Source organism: Solirhodobacter sp. (assembly GCF_964715405.1).
In genome coordinates, this window is record NZ_CBAICG010000008.1 from 37,321 (window position 1) to 50,082 (window position 12,762).

Below are 12,762 nucleotides of genomic sequence, written 5' to 3' on the forward strand. Positions count from 1 at the left end.
GCAACGGCGGTGGCATTCTGCGCGGCACGTTATCGAGGCGGAACCTCTGCATCCTGCTCTGCATCAGCCCACCCTGCAAGTTTTCTGCGAAGATGGCGATGCGAATGATGCCGCGCGGTCGGACCTCCGTTGGGTGGTACGCCTTGGAAAGGTTTCCCGTCATGAGTTTTGCCCCAGATGTTTCGGGAACTGCCGCGCTGGCGATCGTGGAATCGCTCCTGCTGGCGCTGAACGACCACAAGATTCTGCCAGAGACCGAGATCCTCGGCATCCTGAAGGATGCGGCGGCCGCGCATGCAGAGATGCGGGAAACAAAGGAATATCCCGGCCATCACGCCTCGGTCGCGGCGCTGATCAACAAGATACTGGACGGGGGAAATTCCGTGCGCCGACGCTGACGCCGGGCGCGGCGTGGATCTGATCGGCCAGAATCAACCGCCGACCTGCCGCCGGGCCCTGCCGCTTGATGCGGCCCGTGTTCAGCGGTCAATAGGTCTTGTTCTCGTTGGCGCTGTTCGTGATCGCCTGGCCGGCCGACGTAATGTCGCGCCCGGCACCTGCGGTGGCATCGCAGCCCGCAAGCAGCATCGGCACCAGCAGCAAAACAGCGGCGGTCAGTGTCAGACCCGTCTTGGTCGCCTTCATGTCAATCTCTCCACAGTCCTCGCCGCCCACTTCGGACGGAACGGCGCTTTTCCACCGGCTAAGAGGATTGCCGCAACGCCACACTAACATGGATCACGCAGCGCAGGTATATTCAAGCCGTCGGCGGATTTCAAAAGACACGATCGCGCCGCCTCTCGGCTTCGGGGCCGTGCTGATCCACGTTAAGGCGTGGCAGCGGGGGGCAGGTAGAATAAAATCATCCGTCGGTTTGCGGAATCGGCCGTGCCGTGGAAATATCGCGGTCGGCCCTGCATCCGGCACCCAGCGGGAAAGGCCCGTTCGGACATGCCATCCCGACCACGTCCGATCAACCGACGGCTCGCTTCCGGGCGTTCGCGGTTGGTCGGCGGAATCGGGTCCGACGTACCACGACCGAGTTTATCCCCTCGCCATCTGGAGCCAACATGAGCATTTCCCTTCTCAAGACCACCACCTCGATCTGCGTCGCGCTGATGCTGTTGCAGCCCGCAGCAGGCTTTGCGCAGACGGATACCACCACGCCGCAGGTTGACGGCTCGCCCTGCCTGCCCGGCCAGAAGGACTGCAAGCCGATCCTGCCCAAGGTGCTGAAGCCCGGCGCCAAGGCGCCCGAAGCGCAGCCGGCGCCCGGAGCCACGACACCCGAGGTGACGCCGACGCCCGAGGTGACCCCCACGCCCGAGGTGACGCCGACGCCCGAGGTGAAACCCACGCCCGAGGTGAAACCCACGCCCGAGGTGAAGCCGACGCCCGAGGTGAAACCCACCCCCGAGGTGAAACCCACCCCCGAGGTGAAGCCGACGCCTGAAGTGAAGCCGACACCTGAAGTGAAGCCGACGCCGGAGGTGAAGCCGACGCCCGAGGTGAAACCCACGCCCGAGGTGACGCCGACGCCCGAGGTGAAACCCACGCCCGAGGTGAAGCCTACGCCCGAGGTGAAGCCGACGCCCGAGGTGAAGCCGACGCCCGAGGTGAAGCCGACGCCCGAGACCGGCACCGGGAAACCTCAGCCGACCGACCAGACCGGGAAACCGAAACCGGGTGCCGACTTGCTGGGTGCCAAGACGGGCGGCAAGACCAAGCCGCCGGCTGCCGCCGCGGCACCTGCTGATGCGAACGCCGGCGCGACCGCCCCGGCGATCACCCTTGGCGACAAGGACGTGCGCCGCAGCGACCAGAACGCCCCGGATCACAACGCCCCCCAGGCCAACCAGCAGGGCTCCGGCCTGACCGATCTTGAGAAGTTCGGGCTGATCGCGCTCGGGGCTGTCGCGGTCGGCGCGATCCTGTCGAACGGTCAGACCGTCGTGTCGAACTCCGGCGACCGCGTCATTGTGCGTGATTCGAACGGCCGTTACGGCGTGATGCACGACGATAACGCCCTGGTGCGCCGCCCGGGCTCCACCGTCCACACCCAGAACTACAATGACGGCTCGGTGCTCAGCCGGGTCGTGCTGGCGGACGGCACCGTCATCATCACCGTGCTCGACGTCGACGGGCGTGTCCTGCGCCGCAGTGTGCAGCACCCGAACGCGCACCCGGTCATGCTCTACGACGATACCCGGCCAGAGCGGGCCTACACGCCGGACAACCGGCCGCGTCGGCCTCCGGTGATCATCATCTATGGCATCCAGACGACGCCTGAAGTGCTGATCCAGGGTTTCGACGCCCCGCCGCCGCAGCCCTACGGCCGCACGTTCAGCCTGCGCCAGGTGCGCGACTACCACGAGGTGCGCAGCCTTGTCCCGGCGGTGAACCTGAACGCGCTGACCTTTGATACCGGGTCTTCCGCCATCGGGCCGGATCAGGCGCAAGCCCTGGCGGCCCTCGGCGGAGCGATGGTGCGTCTAATCGCCCAGAACCCGTCCGAGGTGTTCCTGATCGAGGGTCATACCGATGCCGTGGGCGACGTCGCCTCGAACCTCGCGCTGTCGGACGCCCGCGCCGAATCCGTGGCGCTGGCCCTGACCGAAAGCTTTGGCGTGCCGCCCGAGAACATGGTGACGCAGGGCTATGGCGAGTCCGACCTGGCGCTGCAAACCCAGAGCGCGGCCGAAGTCAACCGCCGCGTCGTCGTGCGCCGGATCACCCCGCTGCTCGCCCCCGTTGCGGCGAACTGACACGCCAGACCACGCTCCCGCCCGATACTCGGGCGGGGGGTGTCATCCGTCTCCGTTTCTTCCACGGCTCCTCACGGACACCCGGCAGACAGAAACGAAAACGCCACCGGGGCACTGGTCCCCGATGGCGTGATGGTCCGCGTCGTCCGTCGCCAGACCGATCAGCCCGGCCCGTCGGTCAGTGATACATGCGGTATTCGCCGTGCCCGTCGTCGCGGCACCCCGGCACCCTGAGGTCATGGCAGACGGCCCCAGCCACGCCGCCAATCACCGCACCCGCGAGAACGTCACCGCCGACCGCGCCCGCGACCAGCGCGCCGCCAGCCGCACCGGCAACCCCGCGCTGGGTGTTGTTCTCAAGGCATCCCGCCAGCGTGGCGACAAGCACCAAGCCGGTGGCAAATTTTACGAATCGCATTCTGTTCCCACTCCAATTTGATCGATTTTCCATGCGCGACGTTAGCCGCCCCTCGCCCGCCGCGCACTAACTCAGGGCAGCATGAACCGGAACTTGCCCGCTTTGGCAGCGGTCTGATTGCCCGGTCGTGTCGATGGAGCACACAGCGCGTTGCATCGCAAGGCCCGACACCGGAATGCGGCCCGTCGCGGCCGTCGGTTCACAGGTTTTCCCTGAACCGGACGTCAATTCCAGTCGTCGCTTGCGGGGCCAGACCCTGACGGCCGCGCACATCGAGCGCCTGACCGTCGATCCGTTGTGGTTTGGCCGTCGGACCGTTGGAACGGTGGGCGTCGCAAGCCAGCGTGCCCGCCCTCAAGACAGGGTCGGCTCACCACGGCCGGTGGGATGAATGGTGGGACCGGAAGACCAGACCGCAAAATATCCGTCACTTTTCAATAACCAATTTTGGCGATCTGGTGGAGCAGAGGGGGATCGAACCCCTGACCTCGTCATTGCGAACGACGCGCTCTCCCAACTGAGCTACTGCCCCACAGGGGCGCTATTTGGCGCAAGGCCCGCGCCTTGTCAAGCAAGCGGGCCCAGAATCCCTCGGGCGGAATTGCTCAGGCCACCGGCGTCACATGTTCGCGCACGAACCGCTCGATCTCGGCGGCCGGGCGGGCGCCGGGCAGACGTGTGACTTCGCCCCCACTGCGGAACAGGATCAACAGCGGAATGCCCCGGATGCCGAAGCGTTGCGAGGCTTCGGGGTGCTCCTCGGTGTTGATCTTGGCGAACCGCACATGGGGCGCCAGCGCCTTCGCCGCCTTCGCGAACTCGGGCGCCATCATCCGGCAGGGGCCGCACCAGGGCGCCCAGAAGTCGATCAGCATGGGCAGGTCGTCGGTCTTTACCGCCTTGGTCAGCGTCGCCATGTCGAGCGCGCCGACCGACCCATCCGCCAGTTTCGCCCCGCAGGTGCCGCACTTCGGCCCCGCGGTCAGCTTGTCCAGCGGCACCCGGTTGGCCTGCCCGCAGTCGGTGCAGATCAGTTTCACGCCCTCGGCCACGGCTTCCTCCTGATACATTCGCTGTATTGCATATATGGCAGGGCCACCGCCCCGTTCAACCCCGCCTCAGTCGCCGCGCAGCAGGATAACCAGCGCCAGCGCCGTCAGCGCCACCCCCACCGCCACCAGCGCAGGCGGCGCGCCGTGGCCAAGCGCCACCTGCCACAGGATCACCCAGCTTGGCGTCAGGTAGGTGTAGGCCATCACCTTGGCCGACGGCAGCACCATCGCCGCCGTCTGAAGCAGAACGAAGCTCATCGCGCTGGCGAAGATCGAGAGGTAAAGCAGCGTGATCCAGACGATCGGCGGCAGATGGAGCCAGTCGGTCGCGCGGATGTCGGACCAGCCGAAGACGGTCAGGATCACCATCCCCGCCACCAGCATCCCGAAGGTGAACACCACCGGCGACTCGCCCCGGTTCAGCTTGCGCACCATCGGCGTATAGATCGCGTGCGCCATGCAGCCCCAGAAATAGACCACCTCGCCGTGGCCGACGTGGAAGGCCTGCGCACTCGCCGGATCGCCGCGAAAGATCACCCACAGGGCCCCCGCCGCCCCGATCATCAGCGCCAGGGCGATGCGCGGCGTGGTGATCTGGCGCAGCAAGAGCCAGCCGAACCCCGCCGCCATCACCGGCGTCAGCGTGAAGACCGCGGCGGCCGACACCGGCGGCGCTGTCTTCAACCCGACGAACATCAGCACGAAATTGCCCGCGAACAGCCCGCCCAGCACCAGATAGCGCCAGGGCGCGCGCGCGGCGCTACGCGGCAACCCGGTGGTCAGCAGCGCCGCCGCGCCGATCACCACCGCCGCCAGCGCAAACCGCGCCGCGTTCAGCGCGGCGGGCGCGATCAGGTTCGCCGCCATCGAGCCCAGCGCGAACGACCCCGCCACCAGCGCCGAGAAGGCCAGCATCGCCAGATGCCCGCGCGCGGCGGGCGACCAGCGCACGGGCGGGCCTAAGCCATCGGCCAGGATTTCGCCTCCTGCTTCAGATAGGCGAGGAAGCCTTGCACCTTGGCGGTGCGATGCAGGTCGACATGGGTGACCAGCCAGACCTCCACCTCCCACTCCTTGCGGGGGGGGAGCACCTCGACAAGGTCCGCCTGCCCCTGCGCGACCCAGACAGGCAGGAACCCGATGCCGGCCCCGTCGATCACCGCCTGGCTCATCGCGCGCATGTCGGTGGTGCGGAAGGTGATCGCCTCGGGCGGCACCGTTTGCGCCAGCCAGCGGAAGAACGGCACCCGACTGGCCTCACCATCCGGCCCGACGAAGCGATGCGCAGCCAGTGCCGCCTCGCCCTGCGGCAGCCCGAACCGCGCAACGTAACCGCGCGCGGCGTATAGCGCATAGCGGACATGCAGGAACGGCTGCGCCACGTTGTCAGGCTCATCCGGCGCCCGCCCGGCGCGGATCGCCACATGCGCCTCGCCGTATTCGAGCTTGAACAGCCGCACATCGGTCAGGTAGCGCACGATGAGGCCGGGATGCAGCGCCTGGAAACCGACCAGCGCGGGCGTCACCAGCGGTGCCAGATCGGGCAACGAGGTCACCACCAGCTCGCCCGTCACCGCCTCGCCCAAGCCCTTGATCCGCGCGGCAAACTGGCTGAACTGGTCATCGGTCGCCTGTGCCACCTGCAACAGATCCTGCCCGGCCTCGGTCGGCGTGTAGCCGCGCGCGTGGCGCTGAAAGAGCCGCACCCCCAGCCGCTTTTCCAGCGCGTCGACATGCCGGATCACCGTGGCATGGTGCACCCCCAGCACCTCGGCCGCGCCCGAGACGGTGCCCAGCCGGGCGACCTGATAGGCGGTGCGAATCTCGTCCCAGGTGTCAATCGCCATGACGTGTGCATCCACTCACAGAACCCCTGCATTCTTCAAGATTGCGTTCGGCGCTGCAAGACCGATGTGTAACCCACCCCGCCAGCCCGGCGGCCCCAACAAGGAACGCACACCATGACCGCCATCCTCCGCATCGAAGCCTCGATCAAGGGCGAGGCCTCCATCTCGCGCAAGCTGACCGACCGCCTGATCGCCCGCCTGCTTGACGCCCACGCCGATGCCAGCCTCGTCAGCCGCGACCTCTCGATCGGCATCAACCCGGTCGATGCCGCCTGGATCGGCGCCGTCTTCAGCTCCGCCGAGGCCCGCACCGACGCGCAAAAGGCCATCGTCGCCTATTCGGACGTGCTGCTGAACGAAGTCCGCGCCGCCGACATCATCGTCATCGGCCTGCCGGTCTACAACTTCGGCGTGCCGTCGCAGCTGAAAAGCTGGTTCGACCAACTGGCCCGCAAAGGCGAGACCTTCACCTACACCGAGGCCGGGCCGCAGGGTCTGCTGAAGGGCAAGAAGGCGATCATCGCGATGGCCTCGGACGGCACCAAGCAGGGCTCGGCGATCGACTTCGCCTCGGGCTACGTGCGTCACATGCTGACCTTCTTCGGCATCACCGATGTCGAGATCGTCGCCGCCGACGCCATCGCCTATGCGCCGGAAACCACCGTTCCGGGCGCGCTCGCCGCCGTCAACGCGCTGGCGCTCTGAGCCGCTGACAGATCGGACGCCGCCGGAGAATCCCCCCTCCGGCGGCGGTTTCGTCACTTGGTGAAAGCCGTGGTCACATCCGTGTCACGGTTGTATTTCAGCGTGACCTCGGAAATGTTGCACAGGTTCAGACCGCTCCAGACCGTCGGTTTGTAGTCCTCGGTCCACTCCACCTTCAGGTCCCATTTGCAGCTGTCGGCGTCGCCGGTGAAATGGATGTCGACCCCGCTGCCATCCGGCAGGATGTCCGCCCCCATGACGTCGTCCGTCCAGCTGTCGCTGCTCGTCGGATCGACATAGACGGCCTTGATGTCGTAGCCGGTGGCGTTGTTCAGCGTGAAGTCCAGCCCGTTGGCATGGGCCGGGGCGCCGACCATCAGGCCGAGCCACGTTGCAGCAACCAGCGCGTAACCTCGTTTCATGTTCCATCCTGCCTTGCACGCCGCTGCCGCCGCAGGTTCCCTGTCGCGGTCAGACGGTCGCGTGTTTCCCTCGGGGCGGCGCCATTGCCGTCCCGGACCGTTCCAGCCAATTCCAGTCAAGCGAAGAATTTCCAGCCTCTGCGCAGTCTTGCGCGCCGGCCTCCGGCGCAACATAGTCAGCCCGGCACATCGCGATCAACGATTCGTGCGGACCGCGTGATCGCGCTCCGCCCCTCGCCCACCGCCTCGGCGCCGCGCCCGCTTGCCCCGCCCGCGGTTTCGCGCAACTGTGCCAGCCGCGCCGCCCGGAGCGCGCCACCGCGCAGAGACACAGATGAACGGCACCCTGCTTCCCATCCTCGGCACCGGCTTTCTGCTGGGCTGGTCGGTCGCCTGGCCACCGGGCCCGATCAATACCGAGATCGCGCGCCGCTGCCTTGCGCGCGGGTTCTGGGCGGGCTTCGGCCTGCTGCTTGGCGCCTGCTCGGGCGATGCGCTCTGGGCGATCCTGGTGGCGCTCGGGGTGGGCCTGATCTTCACCGGACCGCTCGCCCAGATGATCATGGGCACGATCAGCGTCGCGCTGCTGACCCTCTTGATGCTGACCTTCTTGCGCCGCGCCTGGCGAGCCTGGGCCGGCCCGGCCGCTGCCGCCGCCGCCGCCCCGCCCCGCTTCGACAGCACCCGGGCCAGCTACCTGCTGGGCTTCTCGATGGCGATCACCAGCCCCTGGAACGTCACCTTCTGGCTCGCCGCCGTCGGCCGCCCCGAGATGACCCATCTCGGCCTGCACGCGCTCCTGCTGACCGCCGCCGCCGTCATCGTCGGCGCCGCCACCTGGGGGCTCGTGTGGTCCGGCACGGTGGTGCTGGTCCACCGCCAGATCGGCGCCGGCAACGGCCGCTGGGGCGCCATCCTGATGAACGGCGCGACCGCACTCCTCATGCTTTACTTCATCATCGGCTCGGTCACCCGGCTCGTGGGCGGTTGACGCAGATCGCCCGCCCCCTTTTCCCATTCCCATTGGCCCAAATATCCTCAGGGGTGAATGCGCCCGCAGGGCGCAGAGGGGGCAGAGAGCCCCCTCCCCTTCACCCGCCCATCCGCGCCGCGACCGCTCGGGCCTCGGGTTGGGTGTCCCGGCCCGCCCGCGCCTCGGCCGCGTGGAACGGATGCGCCGGGTCCGCGCCGGGCGCCACCGGCGCGTCAAGGCCCAGCCTCTCCCACTCTTGCGCCCGCGCCACCCGCTCGGCCACCATGATCGCGGGCAGATCGTCCAGCCGCTCGGGGTTGCCGCGCAGGTGCTGCAACAGGCGGTGCGAGTGCAGGATGGTCGGCCGCGCGTCCAGCGGTTCCCAGGCGTCCAGCACCGTCACCCGGCGCAGGTTGAACTCGGGCGGCAGCACATAAAACCGGACGTCGCTTTGCCAGACCAGGTCGCGAAAGCTGACCTGATCACGGGTCCGCGCCGCCCTGCGGTAGCGCCGCTGCCAGTCGGCCAGGAACGCGTCCATCGCCGCCGACCGCCGATACAGCATCACGCCGCAGTTCATCTGCGGAAAGGCATAGGGCGTGTCGACCGCGTGCCCCTCGCGGATCAGCGCCGAGGTGCGCCGCACGTCATGTGCCACCGCCAGTTCGAACCGCTCGAGGATGTCGAAAAGGTCGCCAAACGGCGCCAGCACCAGCGTGTCGCAATCCAGATAGAGCGTGCGCGCGAACCGGGTCTCGGGCAGGCAGGCCAGCTTCGGCGTCGGCCCGCTGTCGGGGATCGGCCGCACCCGGTCGAACAGGCCCGGCCTCACCTGCGGCTGATCGGTGAACAGATCGACCGCCAGCCCCGGATTGAGCGCCCTGAGCGAGGCCGCCGAGCGTTCCGCAAGGTCAAGATAGCCCGCCCCCTTCGCCACATAGATCACGCCGTCGTTCATGGCAGCCTCCCTGTTCGCCCCAAGGAGATTAGGTCAATCCCGCCGCCCGGCCAGCCTCACCTTTGTGTTTTTCTTGACCTCCGCCGCCGAACCGCCTAGATACCCGTCGATTCCGGAAGTGCGTCAAAGCTTCCGGTCCTCGAGTCCATCGAGGATCGCCATCCGTCAGCGCGTTGCGCCCGCGGGTGACATTGGCGTTTGGAGCGTCCGGCCTTACATGCCGGGCAGGGTGCAACCGGCAGGAGGCCGCAGATGTTCGAGAACCTTTCCGCCCGGCTCGGCGGCGTGTTCGACCGGCTGACCAAGCAGGGCGCGCTGTCGGATGCCGATGTGGCGACCGCGCTGCGCGAGGTGCGGACCGCGCTGCTGGAGGCCGACGTCTCGCTGCCCGTCGCGCGCGATTTCGTCGCCGCCGTGCAGGCGAAGGCGACCGGCCAGCAGGTCACCAAATCCGTGACGCCCGGCCAGCAGGTCGTCAAGATCGTCCATGACGCGCTGATCGACGTGCTGCGCGGCGAGGGTGAACCCGACGCGCTGAAGATCGACAACCCGCCCGCGCCGATCCTGATGGTCGGCCTGCAGGGTTCGGGCAAGACCACCACCACCGCCAAGCTTGCCAAGCGTCTCAAGGAGAAGAACGGCAAGCGGGTGCTGATGGCCTCGCTCGACACCAACCGCCCGGCCGCGATGGAGCAGTTGCAGATCCTCGGCGCCCAGATCGGCGTCGACACCCTGCCCATCGTCAAGGGCGAGTCCGCCATCCAGATCGCCAGGCGCGCGAAAACGCAGGCCCATCTCGGCGGCTACGACGTGTTCCTGCTGGACACCGCCGGGCGTCTGCACATCGACGACGTGCTGATGGCCGAGGTGCAGGCGGTGCGCGACATCGCCCAGCCGCGCGAGATTCTGCTGGTCGTCGATGGCCTGACCGGTCAGGACGCGGTCAACGTCGCGACCGAGTTCGACGGCAAGATCGGCATCACCGGCGTCGTGCTGACCCGGATGGACGGCGACGGCCGCGGCGGCGCCGCGCTGTCGATGCGCGCCGTCACCGGCAAGCCGATCCGCTTTGTCGGCCTCGGCGAGAAGTTGGACGCGCTGGAGACCTTCGAGCCCGAGCGTGTCGCGGGCCGCATCCTCGGCATGGGCGACATTGTCGCGCTGGTCGAGAGGGCGCAGGAAACGCTGGAAGCCGAGCAGATGGAACGCGCGATGAAGCGCTTCCAGAAGGGTCTGTTCAACATGAACGACCTGAAATCCCAGCTTGACCAGATGCTGCGGATGGGCGGCATGCAGTCGATCATGGGGATGCTGCCCGGCATGGGCAAGGCGCAGAAGGCCGCCGAGGCGGCGGGCTTCGACGACACCATGCTCAAGCGTCAGATCGCGCTGATCAACTCGATGACCAAAAAGGAACGGGCCAACCCCGACCTTCTGCAAGCCAGCCGCAAGCGCCGCATCGCCACCGGGTCGGGGCTCGAGGTGGCCGACCTGAACAAGCTACTGAAGATGCACCGCCAGATGGCGGACATGATGAAGAAGATGGGCAAGGGCGGGATGCTCAAGCAGGCGATGAAGGGCATGATGGGCGGCCAGGGCGCGGGCGGGATGCCCGACCTTGCCAACATGGACCCGGCACAGTTGAAGGCGGCGGCCGATCTTGCCAAGGGCAAGATGCCCACCGGCCTGCCCGGCCTTGGCGGCGGCGGGATGAAGCTGCCGGCCGGGCTGTCGGGCCTTGGCGGCTTAGGAAAGAAGAAATGATCAACAGCCCCTCCTCCCTCCTGATCGACGCGACGGTGCTGGCCACCGACCGGCTGATCCTGCGCGCGCCCGAAACGCGCGATTTCGACGCCTACGCCACCTTCCGGGCCTCGGATCGCAGCGCCTTCATCGGCGGCCCGCTGAACCGCGCCGCCGCGTGGCGTGCCTTCGCCACCGACCTTGGCCACTGGCTGCTGCGCGGCTACGGCATGTTCAGCGTGATCGAGCGCGACACCGGCGCTCAGGTCGGCATGGCCGGATTCTGGAGCCCCGAGGGCTGGCTCGAACCGGAGCTCGGCTGGACCCTGTTCGACGGCTTCGAAGGGCGCGGTTTCGCGCAGGAGGCCGCCCGCCGCCTGCGTGCCTATGCCTACGACACGCTGGCCTGGGCCACGCTGACCAGCGTCATCGCCCCCGGCAACGCGCGGTCGATCGCGCTGGCCGAACGGCTCGGCGCCCGGCGCGAGCGGGACTGGACCGCGCCCTCCGGCGCGCTCGCGCTGATCTTCCGCCACCCCGGCCCGAAGGCGCTGGCCGCATGACGATGGCGCCCACCCTCACCACCGTGCGGCTGACGCTGCGGATGCCCCGGCTCGACGATTTCGAGCCGCGCGCGTCCTTCTATGCGTCGGATCGGTCGGTGGACGAGGGCGGGCCCCTGCCGCGCGCTGCCGCCTGGCGCATTTGGGCCTCGGAAGTCGGGCAATGGGCGCTGATGGGCTATGGCCCGTTCACCGTCGAGGATCGCGCGACCGGCGCCTATGTCGGCGAGGTCGGCATCTACCACGCCGCCGAATACCCGTCGCCCGAGCTTGGCTGGTTCGTCGTGCCCGAAGCCGAAGGCAAGGGCTATGCCGCCGAAGCGGCCCAAGCGGTGATGGCCTGGGCGCGCGACGATCTGGGCTGGACCCGGCTGACCAGCATCATCGAACCCGCGAACGCCCGCTCCATCGCGCTCGGCCTGCGGCTGGGCGGGGTGATCGACCCGACGCTGCCGGGCATCGACCCGACCGATGTGGTGATCCGCCACGACCTGCGGAGGGCGGCATGAGGCTGCAAACGTCGGTGCGAAATCGGTGTGTTTTCGGTGTGTTTTCGGTGTCCACCGAACGCCGCATTAACCTGTCCCGGAGCCGCCCATGACCGACGACGCCACCCGCGCCCAGGCGCTGCTGAAAGAGCACCGGGAATCGATCGACCGGCTGGATGCGATCCTCGTCTACACGCTGGCCGAGCGGTTCAAGCACACCCAGTCGGTGGGCCGCCTGAAGGCCGCGCACGAGTTGCCGCCGTCGGACCCGGCGCGCGAGGCGCGGCAGATCGAGCGGCTGGAACGGCTGGCGACCGAGGCCGATCTCGACCCCGAATTCGCCAAGAAATTCCTGACCTTCATCATCTCCGAAGTGATCAGGCATCACGAGAAACTGCAAGAATAGCGGCCCCCGCCGCCCCAACCAAACCCAAGGAGACCCCTGATATGTCGATGAAAATCCGCCTCGCCCGTGGCGGCAGCAAGAAGCGCCCGCACTACTCGATCGTCGCCACCGACAGCCGCATGCCGCGCGATGGCCGCTTTCTCGAAAAGCTCGGCACCTATGACCCGATGCTGGCCAAGGACGATGAGACCCGCGTGAAGATGAACATCGAGCGTGTGCAGTACTGGCTGGGCCAGGGTGCGCAGCCGACCGACCGCGTCGCCCGCATGCTGGAAGCCGCCGGCGCCCGCCCGAAGACCGAGCGCAACAACCCGGTTTCCGCCAAGCCGGGCAAGAAGGCGATCGCCCGCGCCGCCGAGAAGGCCAAGAAGGCAGAAGCGGCAGTGGTGGCGGAATAACTCCGATTCGCCAAACCCTTGACC

At 67.8% G+C, this 12,762-nt stretch carries 16 protein-coding genes and 1 tRNA gene; 9 read left to right on the forward strand and 8 right to left on the reverse strand.

Annotated elements, in window-relative coordinates:
• Positions 1 to 161 precede the first annotated feature (161 nt).
• Positions 162 to 398 carry a hypothetical protein gene (locus AC11WY_RS05145; RefSeq protein WP_482923395.1) on the forward strand — a complete coding sequence of 79 codons (237 nt, stop codon included), beginning with the start codon at positions 162 to 164 and terminating at the stop codon, positions 396 to 398.
• Between the two features lie 88 nt (positions 399 to 486).
• Here AC11WY_RS05145 and AC11WY_RS05150 read toward each other — a convergent pair whose 3' ends face one another.
• Entirely contained in the window at positions 487 to 645 is a 159-nt protein-coding gene (locus AC11WY_RS05150; protein WP_482923231.1) for an entericidin A/B family lipoprotein, read from the reverse strand.
• A gap of 425 nt (positions 646 to 1,070) precedes the next feature.
• Between AC11WY_RS05150 and AC11WY_RS05155 the strand changes: the two genes are divergently transcribed.
• Positions 1,071 to 2,765 carry an OmpA family protein gene (locus AC11WY_RS05155; RefSeq protein WP_482923234.1) on the forward strand — a complete coding sequence of 565 codons (1,695 nt, stop codon included), beginning with the start codon at positions 1,071 to 1,073 and terminating at the stop codon, positions 2,763 to 2,765.
• Positions 2,766 to 2,943: 178 nt separating this feature from the next.
• On the opposite strand, the gene AC11WY_RS05160 is transcribed toward AC11WY_RS05155, so the two are convergent.
• The 5 genes from AC11WY_RS05160 to AC11WY_RS05180 all read right to left on the reverse strand — a co-directional run bounded on the left by AC11WY_RS05160 (position 2,944) and on the right by AC11WY_RS05180 (position 6,082).
• Positions 2,944 to 3,183: a hypothetical protein gene (locus tag AC11WY_RS05160; protein ID WP_482923236.1), complete on the reverse strand. Its 240-nt coding sequence runs from the start codon at positions 3,181 to 3,183 to the stop codon at positions 2,944 to 2,946.
• A gap of 456 nt (positions 3,184 to 3,639) precedes the next feature.
• Positions 3,640 to 3,715, reverse strand: a tRNA-Ala gene (locus tag AC11WY_RS05165).
• Between the two features lie 73 nt (positions 3,716 to 3,788).
• Positions 3,789 to 4,253, reverse strand: a complete 465-nt coding sequence (trxC, locus tag AC11WY_RS05170; protein ID WP_482923238.1) for a thioredoxin TrxC — start codon at positions 4,251 to 4,253, stop codon at positions 3,789 to 3,791.
• A 48-nt stretch (positions 4,254 to 4,301) separates the two neighbouring features.
• Positions 4,302 to 5,186 (reverse strand): DMT family transporter, encoded by an 885-nt coding sequence (locus AC11WY_RS05175; RefSeq protein WP_482923240.1) that lies wholly within the window; start codon positions 5,184 to 5,186, stop codon positions 4,302 to 4,304.
• A gap of 8 nt (positions 5,187 to 5,194) precedes the next feature.
• Positions 5,195 to 6,082 (reverse strand): LysR family transcriptional regulator, encoded by an 888-nt coding sequence (locus tag AC11WY_RS05180; RefSeq protein WP_482923242.1) that lies wholly within the window; start codon positions 6,080 to 6,082, stop codon positions 5,195 to 5,197.
• Between the two features lie 114 nt (positions 6,083 to 6,196).
• On the opposite strand from AC11WY_RS05180, the gene AC11WY_RS05185 reads away from it, so the two are divergent.
• On the forward strand, positions 6,197 to 6,787 hold the full coding sequence (locus tag AC11WY_RS05185) for an FMN-dependent NADH-azoreductase (protein WP_482923244.1): 591 nt from the start codon (positions 6,197 to 6,199) through the stop codon (positions 6,785 to 6,787).
• Positions 6,788 to 6,840: 53 nt separating this feature from the next.
• Here AC11WY_RS05185 and AC11WY_RS05190 read toward each other — a convergent pair whose 3' ends face one another.
• Positions 6,841 to 7,209, reverse strand: coding sequence for a hypothetical protein (locus AC11WY_RS05190; RefSeq protein ID WP_482923246.1), 369 nt, complete (start codon positions 7,207 to 7,209; stop codon positions 6,841 to 6,843).
• 334 nt (positions 7,210 to 7,543) lie between these two features.
• Here AC11WY_RS05190 and AC11WY_RS05195 point away from each other — a divergent pair, with 334 nt between their 5' ends.
• Complete coding sequence (locus tag AC11WY_RS05195; protein WP_482923248.1) at positions 7,544 to 8,200, forward strand: LysE family transporter; 657 nt, start codon at positions 7,544 to 7,546, stop codon at positions 8,198 to 8,200.
• Positions 8,201 to 8,300: 100 nt separating this feature from the next.
• Here AC11WY_RS05195 and AC11WY_RS05200 read toward each other — a convergent pair whose 3' ends face one another.
• A complete protein-coding gene (locus AC11WY_RS05200; protein ID WP_482923250.1) occupies positions 8,301 to 9,140 on the reverse strand; it encodes a hypothetical protein in 840 nt (279 codons plus the stop codon).
• 252 nt (positions 9,141 to 9,392) lie between these two features.
• Here AC11WY_RS05200 and ffh point away from each other — a divergent pair, with 252 nt between their 5' ends.
• The 5 genes from ffh to rpsP all read left to right on the forward strand — a co-directional run bounded on the left by ffh (position 9,393) and on the right by rpsP (position 12,738).
• Positions 9,393 to 10,904 (forward strand): signal recognition particle protein, encoded by a 1,512-nt coding sequence (ffh, locus tag AC11WY_RS05205; RefSeq protein ID WP_482923252.1) that lies wholly within the window; start codon positions 9,393 to 9,395, stop codon positions 10,902 to 10,904.
• Positions 10,901 to 11,446 (forward strand): GNAT family N-acetyltransferase, encoded by a 546-nt coding sequence (locus AC11WY_RS05210; RefSeq protein ID WP_482923254.1) that lies wholly within the window; start codon positions 10,901 to 10,903, stop codon positions 11,444 to 11,446. Before ffh ends, AC11WY_RS05210 begins: the two co-directional genes overlap by 4 nt.
• Positions 11,443 to 11,955 carry a GNAT family N-acetyltransferase gene (locus AC11WY_RS05215; RefSeq protein WP_482923256.1) on the forward strand — a complete coding sequence of 171 codons (513 nt, stop codon included), beginning with the start codon at positions 11,443 to 11,445 and terminating at the stop codon, positions 11,953 to 11,955. The genes AC11WY_RS05210 and AC11WY_RS05215 overlap by 4 nt, the downstream gene beginning before the upstream one ends.
• Positions 11,956 to 12,043: 88 nt before the next feature.
• Complete coding sequence (locus tag AC11WY_RS05220) at positions 12,044 to 12,340, forward strand: chorismate mutase (RefSeq protein WP_482923258.1); 297 nt, start codon at positions 12,044 to 12,046, stop codon at positions 12,338 to 12,340.
• 41 nt (positions 12,341 to 12,381) lie between these two features.
• A complete protein-coding gene (rpsP, locus tag AC11WY_RS05225) occupies positions 12,382 to 12,738 on the forward strand; it encodes a 30S ribosomal protein S16 (protein WP_482923260.1) in 357 nt (118 codons plus the stop codon).
• The last annotated feature ends 24 nt before the right edge of the window (positions 12,739 to 12,762 follow it).